The following is a 20,481-nucleotide window of genomic DNA, read 5'->3' on the forward strand; positions in this document are numbered from 1 at the left end:
GGGGAGACTCCGCGTCCACAAAGTCCCTAGACTCCGAGTCCACAAAGTAGCTGGACTCCAAGTCCAAAAACCTCATGGACATAACACTTGCCAGCTAGCTTGGACAGCTAGGTGCGGGGTTAGCGCACCAATAGCAGCTGAATATCGCTAATAGCCCAGATCATGAAGTTGAAGGCCACCACCCAAAAGATCGCCATCCAGCTGCGCCAGCGCAGGTAGCGGCGCAGCTTGCGCACCATAATGATCGCGCAGCCGATCATGCCCAGCAGCGGGATGATCATGGTGGAGATGGCAAAGAAGTTTCTTTGGCCCTCGGTACACAGCCAGCTTGCGGTGCCATCGTCGCACAGTGGGCCGCCGCTAAGGCGCGAAAAGAGCGCGACGCCGAAGCCGTACAGCGCGGAGATGACCAGCACGGACACCATGTACCAGATGGCTTGCCGCGTGGAGCGCCGGTTGGCGGCGGCTACCTCGACGGGATCGGGCTCGTCTGCCAAATCATCGAAGCTTTGCGGCTCAGGCCGGCGCAAGTTGGCATAATCGGCGTCGGTCGTCAGGTCGTTTTCGGGGTGCTCTGGGCGTGAGCTCATACTTTAAAGCCTAGTCGGTCGCGGGGTGAATGAGTACCGGTACGCGAATATGAGGGAGTAACTCGGTTGCGGTAGAACCCAAAAAGACCCGCGCGATGGGACCTTGTGGGGCAGAGGCCATCAACATTAGATCGCCCTTTTTCCACTTAAGCGAATCAACCGCACCGGACCACCCGGCCCCGGAGCCGATCTCGGAGGAGACCTCGAGCTCGGGGAAGGAATCTTGGATGTGGTCGCGAGCCCGGTCGAGCATGGCCAATGAATCCTCGTGCCACTCCGCGGTGAGCTTGAGCGCAATATCGCTTTTATCCTTCGACGGGGAATGCAACAGGTCATCCGCCGAGAAGGCCAAGATGCGCAGGGGCAGATCCCAGCGATCTGCCAGCGCGGCTGCGCCCAATAATTCCCTATCAGCACGGTCACCGCGCTCTGTAATGACAAAATTAAAGCGGGTCACACCGTGTTTCGACAACTTGGCCTTGCGGGGGATAAGCCCTAAGGATTGCGGCGAGTAGTGCAGGAGGGTATCCGCAGTTGAGCCGGGGAAAAAGCGGCCCTTGGGCGCGGCTTGGTTAGGGCCTAACAGGATAATATCGGCCTGAAAATCTTGGGCCATCTCAGTAAGAAGCTGGGGGCGAGAGGGGCCATCGACAAGCACGGAGGGCGTATCGTCCCAGTACTTTTCCGGGATACCTGCCTCCGTCAGGGCCGCAGCGGTGGCTGTCACGCATGCTTGCTTCTGCTCTTTGAACCACTTCTTGTATTTCCCGCCCAGCTTGGACAAAGACGTCGTGGTCCAGGGCTGGAAAACCGTGGAAATAACGCGCACCTCTATCACCGCGGTGCGCGATAACCATGCGGCGAAGTCGAGGGGTTCCGTACCGGAAGAGGAAGGACTCCAAGAAATGAGGATGCGCAACGGCTCTTTGGCCGAGCCTTTATGCAGGGTCGGCAGCAGCGGTTGTTTAGATTTTTTGCCCATAGAATGAATATGTATGCGAAAGTTTAATGAGTACTAAGGCTCATTATCGTCTGTTGTGGCCGCAAAACTAAAATTGCACGCCGCCGCAAGCTTGCTATTCGCTATCCATGGTGGGGCGGTAGACATCCGCAAGCTTGGAAATGACCGCACCCATCTCGCGGGCGGTGGCCAAGTCCTCGGGCTCGAGCCACCGCATAATCTCCGCAAGGGCGGCGGCGCGTTGGCCGGAAACTATGGCCAATTCGGACTCGCCCAGCTGGGTGAGCGCAACCAGCACCCCGCGGCGATCTTCCTCATCGCGGTGGCGTTCCACGAATCCGCGGCGCTCTAGTTGGTAGAGCGCGTTGGACGCAGTGGGCATGCGGATGAGCTCCGCCTGGGCGATAGTGGATACGCGGGAAGGCCCGCGCAAGCGCAACTGGTTCATGATGGAGACCTGCGAGGTAGTCAACGATGAACCCTCTGCGGTGCGCTGGAAAATAAGAATTAACTTATTGAGCGCCGGTTGGATATCCCGCGCTACCTCTACCGCGTCCTCGTATTCGGACGGGGACTTCGTTGGGGCCGTCTCATCATGATGTTGCGTCATAGAACTAAATTCTATCGTGCACTACCGCCTAGCGGTAGTATCGCGACGAAAAAATTAGCTTCCCTTAATAAAATCTTCCAGCTCGTTGCGCGCGACATCGTCGGCCTTCTGTACTGGAGGGGACTTCATCAGGTAGGAGGAAGCGGAAAGTACTGGACCGGCAACCTTGCGGTCCAAGGCGATCTTGGCGGCGCGGACGGCATCGATAATAATGCCGGCGGAGTTAGGGGAGTCCCAGACCTCGAGTTTGTACTCCAGGTTCAGCGGAACCTCGCCGAATGCGGAACCCTCCAAGCGGACATAAGCCCACTTGCGGTCATCCAGCCACTCCACGTAGTCCGACGGGCCGATGTGGACGTTGCGGTCTGCGCGCTTGCCAGCGATAGGGGAGTTGTGCACGTTGGAGGTCACGGACTGGGTCTTGGAAATCTTCTTAGACTCAAGGCGCTCGCGCTCCAGCATGTTCTTGAAGTCCATGTTGCCGCCCACGTTGAGCTGCATCGTGCGGTCCAGGCGTACGCCGCGGTCTTCAAAAAGCTTCGCCATAACGCGGTGGGTGATGGTTGCGCCAACCTGGGACTTGATGTCATCGCCCACGATGGGCAGACCGGCGTCCTCAAACTTCTTGGCCCACTCTGGGTCAGAAGCAATGAAGACCGGCAGGGCGTTGACGAATGCGCAACCGGCATCGATAGCGGCCTGAGCGTAGAACTTATCCGCCTCTTCGGAACCAACCGGCAGGTAAGAAACAACAACCTCGGCACCCGCTTCGCGGAGGGCAGCTGCGGCATCGGCAGGAGCTTCATCCGATTCCGTAATGGATTCCTGGTAGTAACGGCCCAGGCCATCCATGGTGGGGCCACGCTTAACGGTGACCCCGAGGTCTGGGACGTCTGCGATGGTGATGGTGCAGTTGCGGGAGCTGCGGGTAGCCTCCGCAAGATCCTTGCCCACCTTGTCTCCATCGACGTCGAAGGCCGCGACGAACTCAATATCGCCGACGTGGTAGGGACCGAACTGCGTGTGCATCAGGCCAGGAATATTTTCCTCTGCTGCGGCGTTGCGATAAAACTCCACGCCCTGAATAAGGGACGTGGCGCAGTTGCCGACGCCGACGATGGCGACCTTTACTTTGTCAGACACACTATGCTCCTTTATAAATTCGTTGCTGTGTGGTGCCTGCGCAACGTTAGGCCAGAAATTATGCCTGGTGGTAGCACGACGGCATATGGATCGATCAAGAAGAGGAAATTAAGATAATGCGGGTGAATTCCGTTGCCTTTAAGCACGAGGTTTCTCACGAATGGGAGCGCACCCAACACGTCCGCGAATACCGCGCCGGGCACTTGGGGCGCGATGAGGTGTGCGATGCGGACTTCCTCCTCCGGGCCGCCGCCGAGCACCACGGCCGCACCATGGATAAACCCTGCCCGGTCTGCGGGGAGAACCTGCGCCTGACCCGGTGGGTGTACGGCGAGAGCCTAGGCCGGCGCGCCGGGAGCGCCCGCAGCGAGCAAGAAATAGCGGAATTTGTTGGTGAAGGCCTGGAATTTACCGTGCATGAGGTGGAGGTCTGCAGACACTGCCGGTGGAATCATTTGTTGCGTTCTGCAACGGCTTTTAACGCGTGTTAGTTTTCGACGCACCGCCTTAGGCAGTAAGCTGCAATTATTTAGTTTGTTACCAGGGATGAATGAGGACACGAATCAGTGACCGAGAAGGAATCTACTGGCGAGTCCACTAAGGTGGACCGCCGTAAAGAAGGCGAAGAACCCAAAAAGCGCCGCATTTGGCCGTGGGTCGTTGTGGCTCTCCTAGTGGTTTTTGTGGCACTGCCTGCAGGCCTTTTTGGCTATGCCTATTCGCAATACACCGTTCCGGAGCCCAAAGAGCTGGCCAATAACCAGGTCTCTACCATCTATGCCTCCGATAACGATACCCAGCTGGCGCGTTTGGTACCGCCGGAAGGCAACCGCACGCACGTGACCTTGGATGAAGTACCCGTCTTTGTCCAGGACTCCGTGCTCGCCGCTGAGGACCGCGACTTCTGGGAAAACTCCGGCTTTTCCTTCACCGGTTTGGGCCGCGCGGTACTGGGTAAGGTCACCGGCAATGACACCGCCGGCGGTGGTTCCACGATTACCCAGCAGTACGTGAAAAACACCCTGGTGGGCAACGAATACTCCTACGTTCGTAAAGCGCGCGAGCTCATCTACTCCATCAAGATGACCAATGAGTGGGAAAAAGAAGACATCCTCAACGCCTACCTGAATACGGTCTACTTTGGCCGCAATGCCTACGGCATCCAGGCTGCATCTAATGCCTATTTTGATAAGGACGCCAAGGACCTCACCCCTGAGGAAGGCGCCATGCTCGCCGGCCTTATCCAGTCGCCGTCTGGCCTGGACCCGCGCGTGAACCAGGAAGGTTCCGAAAACCGGTGGAACTACGTGCTTGATGGCCTCGTGGACATGGGCGATCTCAGCAAGGAAGAGCGCGATGGAATGGTCTTCCCGGAGACCCGCGACCCCTCTGAGTATTCGGCATATACGGAAGCCCCGGGTGCCAATGGCCACATTAAGGACCAGGTCATCCGCGAGCTTGAAGAGGTGGGAATTACGGAAAATCAGGTCTCTACCGGCGGCCTGCGCATTACCACCACCATCGATATGAACGTGCAAAACAATACGGTGCAGGCAGTCGATGACCAGCTGGCGCCGCTACAAGAGGATGCCCGCGCAGCTTCTGTAACCATTGACCCGAAGACGGGTGCGGTGCGCGGATACTTTGGCGGGCATGATTCCAACGGTTGGGATTACGCCAACTCCCCGTTGCAGACCGGTTCGACCTTCAAAATTATGGCGCTTGCCGCTGCACTGCAGCAGGGCATTAGCTTGGATACCAACTACTCCTCGGCGCCGTACCAGCTGCCGGGCTCCGATCTGGTCACCAACGTGGGCGGCGGCTGTGGCGTATGCGACCTGCGCGAGGCCACCAAGCAGTCCCTGAACACCTCTTATTTGCGCCTGCAGAGCGATCTGAAGAACGGCACCCAGGACACCGCGGATATGGCCCACGCTTTGGGCGTTGCCCGCTCGCTGCCGGGCATCGAAAAGACGCTGACTGAAAACGGCAAGCAGCCTTTCGAAGGTGTGGTCTTGGGCCAGTACCAGTCCCGTCCGTTGGACATGGCAACCGCGATGTCTACTCTTGCGAACCAGGGTGTCTGGCACAACCCGCACTTTGTGCAGCGCGTAGAAAATGCCGCAGGGGAAGTTCTGTATGAACACCCAGACGGTGAGGGCGAGCGCCGCGTTTCCGCCAATGTGGCCAATAACGTCCTTGAGGCCATGGGGCCAGTGGCAGCATGGTCCAACGGCTCGCTGGCGGGCGGACGTGCTTCGGCATCTAAGACCGGTACGACCCAGCTCGGTGATTCGGGAACCAATAAGGATGCATGGATGGTCGGTGCCACCCCGCAGCTTGCCACCGCCGTGTGGGTAGGTACGGCCGATAACACCTCTGCCATTTTCGACCAGTATGGCGGCATCATGTACGGCGCTGGCGCACCGACGAAGATCTGGAAGTCCGTATTGGATAACTCCTTGGCGGACCAGGAATTCCAGCAATTCCCCACTGCTTACCCGTTGCGCTTCGGCACGGTTTCTGCCGGCGGCGGTCCGGCCTACAACCCAGGTGGTAGCGCCGGCGGGCAAAGCACCCAGAACTACACTGGTCCAGCGCAAAATGGCACCCCTGAAGAAGAGACCAGCCCAGCACCTGCGGAAAGCCCGGATGCGGGTCGCGATGCCCCGTCGCAGCAGCCGGAGAACCAGGGAGGCAATAATGGAAACGGCGGCAATAGGGGAAATGGCGGCGGCAATAACGAGCCAGCCCCACCCGAAGCTCCGTCTTTAGATGACATCCTTGACCGCGAAGGCGGCCTGGCTGACCTCTTAGGCTAAGCAAGGAGCGGTACGCGTGAGCCAAGACCAGCGCTTGTCCGCCGCAGACGAACCAATGGCGCGAGGCGTCATAGAGTTCTTGGGCGGGCCGAGGGGACGCTTTGCCCGGGATAGCCGCGCGCAGTGGTGGACCCCGCTGCGCGCGCTCATCGCGGTAGCCTGGATTTTCTTGGCCGGTGGGTTCTTATCCAAGGCAAATTGCGCCGCTGGTACTCGCGGCGAAGACGGCACCATCAATCTTGATTGGTCCGCTAACCGCCAGTACACCTCTTTTTGCTATAACGACATCGTCCCGCTTTATGAAGGCCGCGGATTAGATCAACCGGGCTTTCCCTACGCCTTTTCCTGGCAGGAAGATGGCCTGACCCGCTACATGGAATACCCGGTATTGGCGGGGATGTTCCAGGGCCTGATGGGCTGGATTGCGCGCCATACTTATGGGCTCGTGGAATGGGCTGGGGTGCCCGCCGCTGGCTGGTACTTTGGGCTCACCGCCATGGTCATGGCCTGCACCTGGGTCGGCGTCATCTACATGGTTTACCTCTTGGTGGGAAACCGCACGTGGGACACCATCCTGGTAGCCGCCAGCCCGTTGATTATCATCCATGCCTTTAGCAATTGGGATATACCTGCCATCGCCTTTGCCGTCGGCGCGCTACTGGCCATTAGCCGCCACCGCCCTTGGCTCGCCGGCATCCTCATCGGCCTTGGAACCGCATTCAAATTATGGCCGATATTTCTGCTCGGTGCGTTTTTCGTCCTTGCCTGGCGCAGTCGCCGCTGGGACGCTTTTGCCAAGGTCGCCGTCGCTACGGCTGCCGCTTGGTTCGTGGTCAACCTTCCCGTTGCCTTGAAATACCCGGACGCCTGGGCGGAATTTTTCCGCCTGAACCAGGAACGCGGCGCGGAATGGACCACCCTGTATGCGCTGATTAGCCGGAATCTGGACATTTCTTTCAGCCAGGACTTTTTGAATACTTTCTCGCTCGTGGCATTCATCTTCTTGTGCGCCGGTATTGCCTTGGCCGGCTGGCGCAGCCCGCTTACCCCGCGGGTAGCGGAGTTGGTCTTCCTCATCGTCGCGGCCTTCCTGCTGGTCAATAAGGTTTGGTCCCCGCAGTATTCGCTCTGGCTCCTAGTTCCAGCGGCCTTGGCCGTGCCGCGTTGGCGGTTGGTTTTGGGCTGGGCGCTTGCCGATGCCCTCGTATGGCCCCTGCTCATGTGGCACATGCTGGGCATCGATAATAAGGGTATTCCACACGAGCTCTTGGACGTGGCGATCCTTGTGCGCGATGGATTCATCATTGCCATGGCGGTTATTGTGCTGCGGCAAATGTGGAATAAAACGGAAGATAAAGTGCGTGCGGCGCATACGGGCCGCGACCCAGTGGCGGGAGTATTTCAATGATTGTGACCATAATCGGCATGGTGTCGATCTTGTTGGGCTTTATCTGCGTTATGGCGGCCTTTTGGCTGTTTCATAACAGGGAAGATAAGCGCGGGCCCATCATCTTGGGCATCCTTGCCATTGTTTTTCTCACCATCATTCCCGCGACGTGTGCTATCTTTTTTGCCTCCACTACGACGGGATAGATTTCTTTTCGCCGGTCATTTGCGGTACTGTGGTGGGGTTGCTTGACGCAACGCACCCTCCTGCTGCATCCGCAAAGGTGATGCAGCCGAAAACGACTAGACCATAGGAGGTGATGAGGTCCGTGCGTCACTACGAAGTCATGATCATTCTGGATCCTAATCAGGATGAGCGCACCGTAACCCCGTCCCTAGATAAGTACCTCGACATCGTCCGCAAGGACGGCGGCAAGGTTGAGAACCTCGATGTATGGGGCAAGCGTCGCCTTGCATACCCTATCGAGAAGAAGGAAGAGGGCATTTACGCCGTCGTTAACCTGGAGTGCGAGCACCCTTCGGTTTCCGAGCTCGACCGTCGCCTGAACCTGAACGACACCATCCTGCGTACCAAGGTTCTGCGCACCGACAGCAAGTAGCGGATACTGGGATCAAGCACAATCCACGTAACCGATAAGGAGTAAAGACATGGCACAGGGAGATACCAATATTACGGTGGTGGGCAACATAGTTGCTGACCCCGAGCTTCGCTTCACCCCAGCGGGTGCGGCGGTAGCTAACTTCCGCGTCGCCTCCACGCCTCGTCGCTATAATTCGCAGACGAACCAGTGGGAAGACGGCGAAGCTATGTTCCTGACCTGCAACGTATGGCGCCAGGCGGCGGAGAACGTCGCCGAGACCCTGAGCAAGGGCATGCGCATCATCGTTACCGGCCGCTTGAAGCAGCGTTCCTTCCAGACCCGCGAGGGTGAAAACCGCACTGTATTTGAGATCGACGTCGATGAGGTCGGTCCGTCGCTCCGCTACGCCACCGCACAGGTAAACCGCAATTCCCGTGAGGGCGGCGGCAACTTTGGCGGCGGCGGCCAGCAGCAGCGCTCGAATAACAATAATCAGGGCGGCTTTGGAGGCCAGCAACAGCAGCAGTCGCAGCAGCAGAACCAGGCTCCTGCAGAGGATCCGTGGAACTCCGCACCGCCAGCAGGCGGCTTCGGAGGCGCTGATTCTGAACCTCCGTTCTAAGTCTGTCACCCGCAACTATTCAACTAACTCAATTGAAAGGCAGGGATCATGAAGCTGATCCTCACCGCTGCCGTTGAGAACCTCGGCGCCGCTGGCGAAATTGTTGAGGTTAAGGACGGCTACGGACGTAACTACCTGCTTCCCCGCGGCTTGGCCATCGTGGCTTCCCGCGGCGCTGAGAAGCAGATTGAGGGCATCAAGCGCGCCCAGGAAGCTCGCGAAATTCGCGACCTGGACCACGCACGCGAGGTCCGCAACCAGCTTGAGCAGCTGACGAACGTTGAGGTCAAGGTTAAGACCTCCACTTCCGGCAAGCTCTTCGGTTCCGTTAACGCAGAAGACATTGTCAAGGCCGTCTCCAAGGCCGGTGGCCCTAACTTGGATAAGCGTATCGTTGATATGCCCAAGGGCCTGGTCAAGAAGACCGGCAACTACCAGGTCGAGCTGAAGCTGCACGCTGACGTGCTCGGCAAGGTGAACTTCTCGGTCGTCGCTGCTTAAGCAGCGCTCGACGGTCCACAGACCCAAAGACAACAGCACGGCTTAAGGCCCCAAGAATTCTCTATGTGAGGTGGAGAATTCCTGGGGCCTTTTGCCTACCCAACTGGCCTGTGGATAACTGTGAAAATCTGTGGATGAATGTGGAATTCAGGGTACGGGCTCACCAAGATTTTTGCACGACTTTACCGCTGGTCACGGCCTATTTTCCGCCACTGTGTGGGAATTTTCACACTTCGAAATAATCGCCCTGACCAGCGGTTATTATCGTTGCAGGTCACAGTGATGCCAAGTTATCCACAGTCGTGACCTCGGCAAATGAAATGCAACGATCGGCCTACCAGGTAATTCCACAAGCACCTGTGGATAACTGTGGGAGTTATGCCCAGGCAGGTAGTGTCCGGGAGCTCGTCTACACTTGGACAGCGTTACGCACGGTCTCTTTACGGACACCAAGGGGGACACATGACCAACGCGAGCTTCGATGATGAACAGCTTCCGCCGGAACCACCGGCGCCGGATAATGCCGTAGCGCGCCGGCCGCGGTACCAACAGGATCAACCGCAGCGCTACGAGGAGTATCGCCAGCCGCCGTCGGACCGGGAAGCAGAGCAGGGCGTATTGGGCGCTATGCTGCTCAGCCCCAATACGGTCATGGAGGTAATTGAAGAGCTCGAACCCGATGACTTCTATTATCCGGCCCACGCCTTAATTTATGGTGCCATGCTGGACCTCTACGCGGCGGGGCAAGACATCGACCCCCTTATCCTTTCCTCGCGGCTGGATAGGTTTAATAACCTCGAACGCGTTGGTGGTGCGCCCTACTTACACACCCTTTTGGCTACCGTTCCCACCGCGGCCAATGCCCGCTATTACGCGGAAATCGTGGCGGAAAAGGCCGTCCTGCGCCGGCTTGTGGATGCCGGTACGCGCGTGGTCCAACTGGGATTTTCTGGCACAGAGGATGCCGAGATCGAATCGGTGATCGACCGAGCCCAGCAGGAAGTATTTGCCATCGCCCAGCGCAAGACCGCTGAGGACTACCGCGTGCTGGGTGATCTGATTGATCCCACCATTGATGAGTTGGCGGCGCTACAGCAGGCGGGCGGCGTTGAATTGGGCGTGCCCACAGGCTTCATTGACTTGGATAAGCTCACCAATGGCTTGCACGCAGGCCAGATGATCATCGTGGCGGCGCGACCCGGTGTGGGTAAGTCCACGCTAGCGATGGATTTCATTCGCTCGTGCTCTCTGCAGCACGGCAAGTCCTCCGTCATTTTTTCCTTGGAAATGTCAGCCTCGGAGATCGTGATGCGCCTGCTCTCCGCGGAATCTGAGGTCAAGCTCACCGATATGCGCAGTGGTGGCGTCTCCACGGAGGATTGGGCGAAGATCGATGACACGCTTAACCGCATTCAAGATGCGCCGCTATTCATTGATGATTCCCCGAACCTCACGATGATGGAGATCCGTTCGAAAGCCCGCCGGCTCAAGCAGCAGCATGGCCTCGACCTCATTGTTTTGGACTATCTCCAGCTGATGTCTTCGGGTAAAAAGGTGGAGTCGCGCCAGCAAGAGGTCTCGGAGTTCTCGCGCCAGCTCAAGCTATTGGCCAAGGAACTTGAGGTGCCGGTGATTGCCATTTCGCAGCTGAACCGTGGACCTGAAGCCCGTAATGACAAGAAGCCGCAATTGGCTGACTTGCGTGAGTCCGGTTCCTTGGAGCAGGACGCCGATATGGTGATGCTGCTATACCGCCCAGACTCGCAAGACCGCGATAACGAGCGAGCCGGAGAAGCGGATATTATTTTGGCCAAGCACCGCGGCGGGCCCATTGACACGGTTCAGGTGGCCCACCAGCTGCACTACTCCAAGTTCGTCAACATGGCGCACGGATAAAGGACTTATAGGTCCACGACGGCCGCGGGGTCCCCTAAGCGGGGACCCAGAATTACCAGCACGATAAAGACCGCGGCCGCGACCAAGGAAAGCCACCGCCATACCGGGAAGAAGCGTTGCCCGCCCCAGTGAGCGATCGCTGCACCGATGAGCGCGCCGAGGGTATTAAAGAGCAGATCATCGATATCTGTGCGGCCTAGGGCAAAAACATATTGGGCCGTCTCCAGGGTTAAACTCAGCGCGAATCCCCAGGCAGCCGATACCTTCACGGAACGGCACAGCGTGAATATCAAAAGCCCGAAGGGGATGAAGAAGGCGGTATTGCCGGCGTATTCGAAAAGCGGCGCAAACCAACTATTGCCGGAAAATTCATCGAGGGGAACTAAATGGAGCTCGCGGACGCGCTGGTTTTCGGGCTTCCACAGGTAACCAATCTGGAAGAAAGCTTTCAGGGTGGTCAGCGCCACCATGACGCCAATCCACGCGCTAAGGGCTAATTTATCGAGCAAGGGCCTCACCCTTAAGCTCAGGCAAAGTAAATGCAGCTGTGGCGGCGATGGCGAAGGCAGCCGCAAAGAGCACGAAAAGGAATCCAGCGCCGGTCGCCGCGATGAGTGGCGGCACAACGAGCGGTGCGACGATGGAGGCGATGCGACCAAAACCGGCGGCGGCACCTGTACCACGACCGCGCAGCGCGGTGGGGTAGAGCTCCGGACCAATCGCATAAAGAGCACCCCAGGCGCCGAGGTTGAAGAAGGACAACAGGCACCCGGCGATGATGATGAATACTTCGGAGCTTGCGGTGCCATAGAGCCCGGCCGAGACGGCGGAGCCGACCAAGAACACGGCGAGGGTGACTCGCCGGCCCCAGACCTCAATGAGCCAGGCGGCGGTGGCGTAGCCCGGTAGCTGTGCCAAGGTAATGATGAGGGTGAAGCTGAAAGATTTTACGAGCGAGAACCCATCGGCAACCAGCAGGGACGGGATCCAGATGAAGGCGCCGTAATAGGAGAAATTGACGCAAAACCAAATGGTCCACAGGGCCGCCGTGCGGCGGCGCAAACCCCGACCCCAAATGGAGGTCTCGGTGGAGGCAGTGGGTTCTGGGTGGACATCGTCAAGCGGCTGGCCCGCGGCGGCCTCCTCGAAGGACGCCACAACCTCTTCGGCCTCGCCGTGGCGGCCCTTGGATTCGAGGAAGCGCACCGATTCCGGCAAGCCTAGGCGCACGTAGACCGAATAAGCGGCGGGGATGAGACCCACGGCAAAGCCCCAGCGCCAGCCGTTTTCGCCGGCGCCCACGATGAAGGTGCCGATGAGCGCGGCGAGGATCCAGCCGAGCGCCCAGAAGGCCTCGAGGAGGACTACGATGCGCCCGCGGATGCGGCGCGGTGAGAATTCGGAGATGAGTGTGGAGGCGACCGGCAGCTCCGCGCCCAAGCCCAGCCCGACGATGAAGCGGAAGATGATAAGCATGGTCAGCCCACCGGCCAGGGCGGAAGCGCCGGTGGCCAGGCCATAGACCAAGAGGGTGAGGGAGAAGACGTGGCGGCGGCCGTATTTATCCGCAAGGAGCCCGCCGAATGTCGCGCCCAGAGCCATGCCGAGGAAGCCAACAGAGGCGAGCCAGGAGGTTTGGGTGCTACTCAAATCCCAATGCACGGCCAGGGCGGCCATGATGAAGGAAATGAGCCCGACATCCATAGCATCGAGCGCCCACCCTAGGCCGGAGCCCAAGAGTAGGCGCTTGTGTTTGCTGGTGACCGGAAGCCGGTCTAATCGTTCATTGCGGCTGAGCATGCGCTAATCATAGCGCTGGGTGGAAAATTTCCGGAGACGCAGGGAATTGGAGACGACGAATACGGAGCTCAACGCCATTGCAATGCCGGCAAATAGCGGGTTCAGCAGGCCAAAGGCCGCCACGGGGATGAGAATAATATTATAGGCAAAGGCCCAGAACAGGTTGCCCTTAATGATTTGCAGCGTGCGGCGGGATAGGCGAATGGCATCGGCTGCGGACCGCAGGTCCCCATTCATCAACGTGATATCGGAGGCCTCGATGGCAACGTCGGTACCGGCGCCCATCGCCAAGCCAAGGTCCGCCTGGGCCAAGGCCGCGGCATCGTTGACGCCGTCACCAACCATCGCCACATTGTGCCCCTCGGACTGGAGCTTCTTGATGACGTCGACCTTTTCCTCCGGAACCACGCCGGCTGTGACCTCGGTGATGCCAACTTCCTCTGCCACGCGCTTGGCCGCGCCCTCATTATCGCCGGTCAGCAGGTGCGGGGTTAGGCCCAGCTGCTTCATCTGCTCTACGGCCTCAGCGGAGGTGGGCTTGACGGTGTCCCGGACCTCAATGAGCCCAGCGAGCTCATCGTCGAGGTACACCGCCACTGGGGTAGCGCCCGCGCCCTCTGCCTTGCGGAAGGCCTCAGCGTACTGGCCTAGGTCCCCACGCGGCTTGCCGACGCCCACGCGGACCCCATCCACCGTTGCTTCCACGCCAGCGGTGCTGGTGGAAAAGTCGGTGCCGGGCTCCACGTCGCGCTCGCGCGCAATGGCCTGGGCGATGGGGTGTTCGGAGTTCCGCTCGACGGCGGCTGCGTACTCGAGGACATCGCCATGCACGGCCGTAACGGACATTTCACCGGCGGTCACCGTGCCGGTCTTATCCATCACGATGGTATCGACCTGCTTGGTGGACTCGAGGATCTCCGGGCCCTTGATGAGCAAGCCCAGCTGGGCACCGCGGCCGGTGCCGACCAAGATGGCGGTCGGGGTGGCAAGGCCCAGCGCGCAAGGGCAGGCGATGATCAGCACGGAGACGGCGGCGATAAACGCCGGCGCCACGCCGCCAAAGATGAGGTGTACCAGCAGCGTGAGGACGGAAATGCCGATCACTATCGGTACAAAGACCTGCGCGATGCGGTCCACCAGGCGCTGCACGGGTGCCTTGGAGGCTTGCGCGTTGGTGACCAAGGTGGCCATTTGGGAAAGGACCGTGTCCTCGCCCACCTGGGTGGCCTTGACCTCCAACTTGCCGGAAGCGTTAATGGTGGCGCCGGTAACGGTATCGCCCACGCCCACCTCTTCCGGGACGGATTCACCGGTGATCATGGAGGCATCCACGGCGGAATTGCCGGAGACGACCTCACCATCGGTGGCAACCTTTTCGCCCGGGCGCACAACGAAGACATCGCCCACCTGCAATTGGGAGATGGGGATGCGCTTTTCCTTGCCATCCCGCAGCACGGAGGCTTCCTTCGCACCCATGGACAGCAGGGTGCGCAGCGCCTCGGACGATTGTCCCTTGGCCTTGACCTCGAACCAGCGGCCGAGGAGCAGGAAGGTAATGACCATTCCCACAGACTCAAAGTAGATATGGTCCATCTCGGCCGAGCTGGAGGACCACGACATGCTCATGGTCATGCCGGGCTCGCCGGCGTTGCCAAAGAATAGCGCGTACAGGGACCACAGGTATGCGGCCGAAGTGCCCATAGAAATTAAGGTATCCATGGTGAACGAGCCGTGCTTCAGGTTGGTCCACGTAGCGGAGTGGAAGGGGGCGCCACCAAAGATGAAGACGACGGTGGCCAGCATGGCGCAGGCCCACTGCCAGTTCTGGAACTGAAGGGCGGGCACCATGGAGACAACCATGATGGGGGCGGACAATACCGCGGAGATGATGGTGCGCCGCAGCAGGCTCTGTTGTTCGGCAGCGCGGGCATCATCAACCGGCGTGCCCTCTGCGTCTGCGTCCCCGTCCTGGTCGCCGTCATCGCTGCCGGACATATCGAAAGCGCTGTATCCGGCGCCTTCGACGACCTTGATCAGATCCGCGGGCGTAGAAGTCTCCGGATCGAACTCAATAGAGGCGGATTCGGTGGCAAAGTTTACGCTCGCCTCAACGCCGTCTACCTTGTTGAGCTTTCGTTCTACCCGGGAAGAGCAGGACGTGCAGGTCATGCCCGAGACCCCGAGATCAACGTGTGACATAGTATTCGCCTACTTAAGGGTGTATCCGGCTTCGGCTACGGCGGCTGCCACTTGCTCATCGGTGAAATCGCTACCGGAGACAGACACTGCGCCGGTGGTGTGGTCTGCAGAAACTGCCTCAACACCGGCGATTTCGCCTACCTCTTCGCGGATGGACATTTCGCAGTGTCCGCAGCTCATTCCTTCTACGGTGTAGTTCTTCGTTGCCATGACTATCATCCTTTCTCGGTTGCTTATGCTTCCATGCTATACCCCCTAGGGGTATCAGGCAAGGGAGGAATTTAGGTACGGTGGGGAATAAACCACAATGTAAAGGAGTTACAACGAGTATGGCTACTATCGACGTCACTGAAGAGAACTTTGAACAGACCGTAACCGGCGAAGGCATTACGCTTGTCGATGCCTGGGCGGACTGGTGCGGCCCATGTAAGCGCTTTGCTCCTGTCTACGAGAAGGCATCCGAGGAGCACACCGATGCTACCTTTGCCAAGCTGGACACCGAGGCAAACCAGGGCCTTGCATCCGCGCTGCAGATTCAGTCCATTCCTACCCTGATGATCTTCCGTGATGGCATCCTCGTATTCCGCGAGGCTGGCGCACTGCCGCCCGCAGCGCTGGAGGATCTGCTCAAGCAGGTCAAAGACCTGGACATGGCTGAGGTTCGCCGCCAGGTTGAAGAGCAGAACGCACAGCAGGCATAGAATCTGAATTTTCAGAGCTTCCACGGCGCTTTCTGGTGAGTATCGCTAAACTCGCTAGAAAGCGTCTTTTTTATGACCAAAGGAGATAGTGATGGCTAACCCCTTCAGCAAGGGCTGGAAGTACGTGATGAGTTCTCTCGATCAAAAGATTGATGAGAACGCCGATCCAAAGGTCCAAATCCAGCAGGCGGTCAAGGCCGCCAAGGAACAGCACCAGGAAATCTCGGATCATGCGGCAGAGATCATCGGGCACAAGTCTCAGTTGGAAATGCAGATGAACCGCCTGGTGAAGTCCCAGCAGGATTACCAATCCCAAACCGAGCGCGCCTTGGAGCTCGCGGATTCCGCTGAGGACCCCCAGAAGGCGAATGAGTACAACCAAGCCGCTGAGGTAGTGGCTTCCCAGCTCGTCGCGGTGGAGCAGGAACTAGAAGACGTCAAGCAGCAGCACGCGGCGGCGGAGCAGGCGGCTGAACAAGCCAAGAACCAGCAAAAACAATCCGAGGCCCGACTCAAGGAGCAGCTGGCACAGGTGAGCCAGTTGGAAGCGCAGGCGGATCAGGCCGCAATGCAGGAAAAGAATGCGGAAGCACTCGATTCCATGAACGAGCTCAAGCCCGATGATTCCGTGCCGAGCCTGGATTCCGTCCGCTCCAAGATTGAAAAGCGCTATGCCGATGCGCTTGGTGCACAAGAGTTGCAGCAGGCAACCGGTGGCGACCGCATGAGTGAGATTCAAGCGGCCGGCAACGACATGAAGGCCAGCGCGCGGCTAGATGCGCTGCGCGCCGATATGGCCAAGAAGAAGGAAATCGAATCCGGGGATTAATTCTCGCGGCGGATATTAATTAGCACGCCGCGGATTCCTGAGTGGAACCCATCGCGCAAGTTCACGCGCTGGGTTTCCGTCAGGGTGTATTCATGCAGGGTTTCGCAGGCGAACTGCAGCAGCGGGCGGTCGATTTCCGGCGGTAATCCGCCGCCAGACAGTAAGTGGGCTTGGTCGCGCTGCTCTGAGTTGGCGGCATTATCAAACCACCACGATGCGTACTGCTGGCCCACATCGAATGGGGACTGGAACCCGGCAGAGCTCCAGACCTCTTCTGGCAGCGGGACGTACTTCGAGCGCAGCTTGCGCCGCGGTGCCATCATTGACGGCTTCGGCGCAGGCTTTGGTGCTGCTTGATCGGTAGCCTCGGCCTCTTCGGCAGGGCCCTTCTCCGCTTCTGCAGTGGGCTTGTCTTGCTCTTGTGGGGTTGGGGTTGCGGCCTGCTGTGCGCTTTGAGGCGGCGCAGGCTTTGGGGCAGGCGCCGGCGTCGGCTTTTCCGGGGTGCCGAATGCGGTTTCCACCTCGGAGGGCTCCTCGCACTCGTCGCAGTGCTCGGCTCCTGGAAGCTCCTCTTCTGCTTCCTCTGCCTTCTGCGCTGCATCGCGGACCACTGGGGGAAGCGGTCCCTCGAGGACCTGCAGCTCCATGGAATCCGCGAAGTCCTCGCGCGGATCCAAGATGGTGGTGGAATCGCACGTATGGCGCAGCGCTGCGGACATGGAATCCCAGCCAAACCCGTACAGGTGCACGCGGATGCCATTGTCCACGGCGGTCTGCGCGCCGGGAATCATGTCCGCGTCGCCGCTGACCAGCACAAAGTCGGTGAACTGGTTCTTCACGGCGGCCATGACCATATCGGCCACGAGCCGGGTGTCTACGCCCTTTTGGGTGCGTCGCTCGCCCCATTCAATGAGTTGTCCCGTGCGCAATTGCACGCCCTCGCAGGTGCGAAGGGCGCGTTGGTAGCGGTGCGGACCGGTATCCGGGATTCCGTCGTACCAGTATTGGCGTTGAATCGGGTTGCCTAATTGCTCCTCGATCATTCCGCCCATGGTGCTGACCACCTCGGGCAGATCGATTTCTAGCTGCGCGCGGGCCCCCGTTTCCCAGGAGTTATAAAAGCTCGCGAGCAGGTATGAGGCATCGACAAAGACAAGTGTGCGTTCAAGCATGGCTCCTAAGTTCCGTTCTAATTGTTCTAAATAAAATTCTTTGTTACCTCCAGTGTGCCTTATTCACCCCGAAACGTCGATCACAATTCGCTAATTCCCAGCATATTGGCCGCAAATGAAAAGTTTTCGGTGACCATTGCGGCGTCGGCAAGTGTGTTATATGGTTAGTTACACAACTAACTAAGTAACTAACGAGCCGAAGGTGATGATGGATAACTCCACGCAGCCGCTCTTTCGGCAGATTGCGTCCTTGGTGGAAGACACCATTGTGGACGGCACTCTGGCGGAGGGCGATAAGGCACCTTCCACCAATGAGTTGGCGGATTTCCACAACATCAACCCCGCAACCGCGCGGAAGGGGATCACCCTCTTGGTGGACCTAGGGGTGCTGGAAAAGCGGCGGGGCATCGGCATGTTTGTGGCCGAGGGTGCATCGCGTGCCATCCGCGAGCGCAGGCGAGGCGACTTTGCCGCGGAATATATGGCCCCGCTTGTCGATGAAGCAGTTCGCTTGGGCTACAACCGCGCCCAGCTCCATGACCTTTTCGATCGGGTTGCAGAAAGCAGAGGAATGTACTCATGATTACTACCCGCGATTTCACCTTTTCCGCAGGTCTTACCCATGGCTTGGTGGGCCGCAACGGAATTGGCAAGACCACCTTATTGCGAAAAATTGCCGGCCAAATTCAATCCGGTCGCATCACGGTCTTCGACCGCCAGCCCTTTGATAACCAATCCGTACTCAACCGGGTAATCCTCATGGGCATCGACAATCCGCTGCCGGATTCGTGGGGTAGCAAGAAGCTCGGCGCCGTCGGCCAGGCGCGATGGCCCAACTGGAATGCGGAGCAATATGACGACCTCATCGCCGGCTTCGACATCCCAAATAAGGCGTATTCCGCGCTCTCGCGTGGACAGAAATCGGCATTGGGATTTGTTTTCGCCGTTGCCTCTGGCTGCGAAATAATGCTTTTGGACGAGCCTTATCTGGGTCTCGACCTGCCACGGCGCGAACTCTTTTACCAGGTCCTCCGGGAAGAGCACGGTCGCACCATCGTGGTATCCACCCATCACCTCAATGAAATAGAGGGGTTGTTGGACACTATTTCCCTCATGGGGGAGAGCCCTATCAGCGGTCCAGTGGATGAATTTGTTGATTCCTTCCTGGAAATCAGCGGGCCCGAGGAGGCCATCTCCGCGGCCGTTTCCGCCCTTGACCTGCCGGTATTGGAGCGCGCTTCAACCAGCCTGGGAGACCAAGTGCTTGTCGATGCCCGCACTACCTCGCCCGATCCCGTCTTCCGCTATGCCAACGAACATCATCTCCGGGTAGCAGAGGTATCACTTGAAAAGGCTGTCCGAGCATTGGAGGAGCAGTCATGAAACTCTTATGGCACACAACGGAATGGGTCTGGGTAACAGTCCTATTCTTCATTGCGCTTTATCCTGTACTTTTTGGCGAAAAGTGGGGAACTGTCACCTTGCTCTTGCCCCTTGTGCCCATCCTGACGTATCAACCCAGTTTTGATAAGTACCAAGTACTTGGCCTGAGCTCACAGATATGGAATGAACACCGCCGGATTATCGTCTCGGTTTTTGCTGTTGTGGCCATGGCAGGAGCGGCTGCACGGCAGAGCTGGTGGGCGTTGGCTGTTTATGCGGCGGCATTGGCATGGGCGCTGTGGCGGAAACCAACCCCAACCAGGACGGGGTACTCACGACCCCTTTGGGAATTGCATCCAAGCTTGGGCGTTTCCCGCCGACGCTCGACGCGCAGGCTGTATACCGCCGCCAGGTCCGCATGTGGCTGATGGTCGTCGTATTCTTAGCCATCAACGTTGTGCTTTCGCTAATGAGCACGCTGTGGGAACCGATGGAATTCATCGCTTTCATTGCTTGGTCACTCTCCGCCGTTTTCATCAGCCAGCCCATGGGCATATTGCGGGATACGCTCAGGGATTATGTCACCCTCGGCGGCACGCGTCGGCGCTGGGCTTCCATGACCGCAATGACGGGGCTCATCCTCATCCTTGGTTGCGCCGCCGTAGGGTTAGCCCTTTCCTTCTGGGGGAACACAATCGAGGTCGCCGCCGGCATGACCGCCATCGCGGGCGTCACCGTCCCGGGACTTATGTACCTCGAGTTCCTAGAGAAGAGGACCCTTGGAGTTTTAGTCGCGTACCTCCTCGGTATCGCAGCACTGTTATGGCTTTTCGCCCAAGGCTATATCTCGGCCGCGGTGGGGATGTTTATAAGCCTTGGCATCTACGCCGTATGGGCCGTAACTCTGCCGATATATGCACGCCGCATAAGCAGCCTGTGGAGGAAAGGCTTTGCGGGCTGGCTTGGCATGAGATAAATGCGTTCGAAACCAGGAGTGACCAGCGAGTTTGTAAAAGTTTAAAGCGGTGTGTAACTTAATACGAGTCAGCGCGACCGACAGCGCCCCACAGAGACAAGAATTTGTTTCTGGCTGAAGCGGCGATAGGAAAACAGGCCCTGACAAAAAATAACTTTTTACTCGCAACGAGTTCCATGCTTTAGAGCATGTAGCTGTTGTGTGGTGACGATGTTTGAGAACTCAATAGTGTGCCAATGTACTTATTTTTTATTTTTGTGTGCATGGTTGTGTGTTGATTGGTCTGTT

The 20,481-nt window shown here is 58.5% G+C and carries 22 protein-coding genes; 13 read left to right on the forward strand and 9 right to left on the reverse strand.

Translation table 11 applies throughout. The features are described 5' to 3' along the window. Positions 1-119: 119 nt before the first annotated feature. The 4 genes from ABRP95_RS11180 to ABRP95_RS11195 all read right to left on the reverse strand — a co-directional run bounded on the left by ABRP95_RS11180 (position 120) and on the right by ABRP95_RS11195 (position 3,304). Positions 120-590, reverse strand: a complete 471-nt coding sequence (locus tag ABRP95_RS11180; RefSeq protein WP_284771264.1) for a hypothetical protein — start codon at positions 588-590, stop codon at positions 120-122. Between the two features lie 10 nt (positions 591-600). Then, positions 601-1,572, reverse strand: coding sequence for a universal stress protein (locus tag ABRP95_RS11185; protein ID WP_284771263.1), 972 nt, complete (start codon positions 1,570-1,572; stop codon positions 601-603). 94 nt (positions 1,573-1,666) lie between these two features. Beyond that, on the reverse strand, positions 1,667-2,161 hold the full coding sequence (locus ABRP95_RS11190; RefSeq protein WP_284771262.1) for a MarR family winged helix-turn-helix transcriptional regulator: 495 nt from the start codon (positions 2,159-2,161) through the stop codon (positions 1,667-1,669). A gap of 54 nt (positions 2,162-2,215) precedes the next feature. Next, on the reverse strand, positions 2,216-3,304 hold the full coding sequence (locus ABRP95_RS11195) for an inositol-3-phosphate synthase (RefSeq protein WP_284771261.1): 1,089 nt from the start codon (positions 3,302-3,304) through the stop codon (positions 2,216-2,218). Between the two features lie 116 nt (positions 3,305-3,420). Here ABRP95_RS11195 and ABRP95_RS11200 point away from each other — a divergent pair, with 116 nt between their 5' ends. From ABRP95_RS11200 to dnaB, 8 genes are all read left to right on the forward strand, one after another. Continuing rightward, complete coding sequence (locus ABRP95_RS11200) at positions 3,421-3,795, forward strand: DUF5318 family protein (protein ID WP_284771260.1); 375 nt, start codon at positions 3,421-3,423, stop codon at positions 3,793-3,795. 75 nt (positions 3,796-3,870) lie between these two features. Beyond that, the gene (locus ABRP95_RS11205; protein WP_349839458.1) at positions 3,871-6,126 is read left to right on the forward strand and encodes a transglycosylase domain-containing protein; all 2,256 of its coding nucleotides are present in this window, start codon (positions 3,871-3,873) and stop codon (positions 6,124-6,126) included. 16 nt (positions 6,127-6,142) lie between these two features. Next, entirely contained in the window at positions 6,143-7,534 is a 1,392-nt protein-coding gene (locus ABRP95_RS11210; RefSeq protein ID WP_284771258.1) for a glycosyltransferase family 87 protein, read from the forward strand. Then, positions 7,531-7,719 (forward strand): hypothetical protein, encoded by a 189-nt coding sequence (locus ABRP95_RS11215; protein WP_284771257.1) that lies wholly within the window; start codon positions 7,531-7,533, stop codon positions 7,717-7,719. Before ABRP95_RS11210 ends, ABRP95_RS11215 begins: the two co-directional genes overlap by 4 nt. A 122-nt stretch (positions 7,720-7,841) precedes the next feature. Next, positions 7,842-8,132, forward strand: a complete 291-nt coding sequence (rpsF, locus tag ABRP95_RS11220; protein WP_023016353.1) for a 30S ribosomal protein S6 — start codon at positions 7,842-7,844, stop codon at positions 8,130-8,132. A 49-nt stretch (positions 8,133-8,181) separates the two neighbouring features. Continuing rightward, positions 8,182-8,736 carry a single-stranded DNA-binding protein gene (locus tag ABRP95_RS11225; protein WP_349839459.1) on the forward strand — a complete coding sequence of 185 codons (555 nt, stop codon included), beginning with the start codon at positions 8,182-8,184 and terminating at the stop codon, positions 8,734-8,736. A gap of 48 nt (positions 8,737-8,784) precedes the next feature. Further along, complete coding sequence (rplI, locus tag ABRP95_RS11230) at positions 8,785-9,237, forward strand: 50S ribosomal protein L9 (protein ID WP_005275797.1); 453 nt, start codon at positions 8,785-8,787, stop codon at positions 9,235-9,237. Between the two features lie 462 nt (positions 9,238-9,699). Continuing rightward, positions 9,700-11,133 carry a replicative DNA helicase gene (gene dnaB / locus ABRP95_RS11235; protein WP_005275794.1) on the forward strand — a complete coding sequence of 478 codons (1,434 nt, stop codon included), beginning with the start codon at positions 9,700-9,702 and terminating at the stop codon, positions 11,131-11,133. A 5-nt stretch (positions 11,134-11,138) separates the two neighbouring features. On the opposite strand, the gene ABRP95_RS11240 is transcribed toward dnaB, so the two are convergent. From ABRP95_RS11240 to ABRP95_RS11255, 4 genes are read right to left on the reverse strand one after another with little or no spacing between them, the layout of a single operon-like run. Then, positions 11,139-11,603, reverse strand: coding sequence for a VanZ family protein (locus tag ABRP95_RS11240; protein WP_284796906.1), 465 nt, complete (start codon positions 11,601-11,603; stop codon positions 11,139-11,141). 28 nt (positions 11,604-11,631) lie between these two features. Next, positions 11,632-12,933 carry an MFS transporter gene (locus tag ABRP95_RS11245; protein ID WP_349839460.1) on the reverse strand — a complete coding sequence of 434 codons (1,302 nt, stop codon included), beginning with the start codon at positions 12,931-12,933 and terminating at the stop codon, positions 11,632-11,634. Positions 12,934-12,936: 3 nt separating this feature from the next. Next, positions 12,937-15,132, reverse strand: a complete 2,196-nt coding sequence (locus tag ABRP95_RS11250; protein ID WP_284771254.1) for a heavy metal translocating P-type ATPase — start codon at positions 15,130-15,132, stop codon at positions 12,937-12,939. 9 nt (positions 15,133-15,141) lie between these two features. Then, positions 15,142-15,342 carry a heavy-metal-associated domain-containing protein gene (locus ABRP95_RS11255; RefSeq protein ID WP_005280400.1) on the reverse strand — a complete coding sequence of 67 codons (201 nt, stop codon included), beginning with the start codon at positions 15,340-15,342 and terminating at the stop codon, positions 15,142-15,144. A 119-nt stretch (positions 15,343-15,461) separates the two neighbouring features. Between ABRP95_RS11255 and trxA the strand changes: the two genes are divergently transcribed. Next, positions 15,462-15,833, forward strand: a complete 372-nt coding sequence (gene trxA, locus ABRP95_RS11260; RefSeq protein ID WP_005275779.1) for a thioredoxin — start codon at positions 15,462-15,464, stop codon at positions 15,831-15,833. A gap of 91 nt (positions 15,834-15,924) precedes the next feature. Then, the gene (locus tag ABRP95_RS11265) at positions 15,925-16,662 is read left to right on the forward strand and encodes a PspA/IM30 family protein (RefSeq protein WP_284771253.1); all 738 of its coding nucleotides are present in this window, start codon (positions 15,925-15,927) and stop codon (positions 16,660-16,662) included. On the opposite strand, the gene ABRP95_RS11270 is transcribed toward ABRP95_RS11265, so the two are convergent. After that, on the reverse strand, positions 16,659-17,834 hold the full coding sequence (locus tag ABRP95_RS11270) for an NYN domain-containing protein (RefSeq protein WP_284771252.1): 1,176 nt from the start codon (positions 17,832-17,834) through the stop codon (positions 16,659-16,661). The genes ABRP95_RS11265 and ABRP95_RS11270 overlap by 4 nt on opposite strands. A gap of 208 nt (positions 17,835-18,042) precedes the next feature. Between ABRP95_RS11270 and ABRP95_RS11275 the strand changes: the two genes are divergently transcribed. From ABRP95_RS11275 to ABRP95_RS11285, 3 genes are all read left to right on the forward strand, one after another. Beyond that, a complete protein-coding gene (locus ABRP95_RS11275) occupies positions 18,043-18,417 on the forward strand; it encodes a GntR family transcriptional regulator (protein WP_035108334.1) in 375 nt (124 codons plus the stop codon). After that, entirely contained in the window at positions 18,414-19,217 is an 804-nt protein-coding gene (locus tag ABRP95_RS11280; RefSeq protein ID WP_284771251.1) for an AAA family ATPase, read from the forward strand. Before ABRP95_RS11275 ends, ABRP95_RS11280 begins: the two co-directional genes overlap by 4 nt. Positions 19,218-19,560: 343 nt before the next feature. Further along, positions 19,561-20,193 (forward strand): hypothetical protein, encoded by a 633-nt coding sequence (locus ABRP95_RS11285; RefSeq protein WP_284771250.1) that lies wholly within the window; start codon positions 19,561-19,563, stop codon positions 20,191-20,193. Positions 20,194-20,481: the final 288 nt, after the last annotated feature.

Origin of the sequence: Corynebacterium sp. KPL2895 (genome assembly GCF_040225815.1) — a bacterium.
Lineage (GTDB): Bacteria > Actinomycetota > Actinomycetes > Mycobacteriales > Mycobacteriaceae > Corynebacterium > Corynebacterium rhinophilum.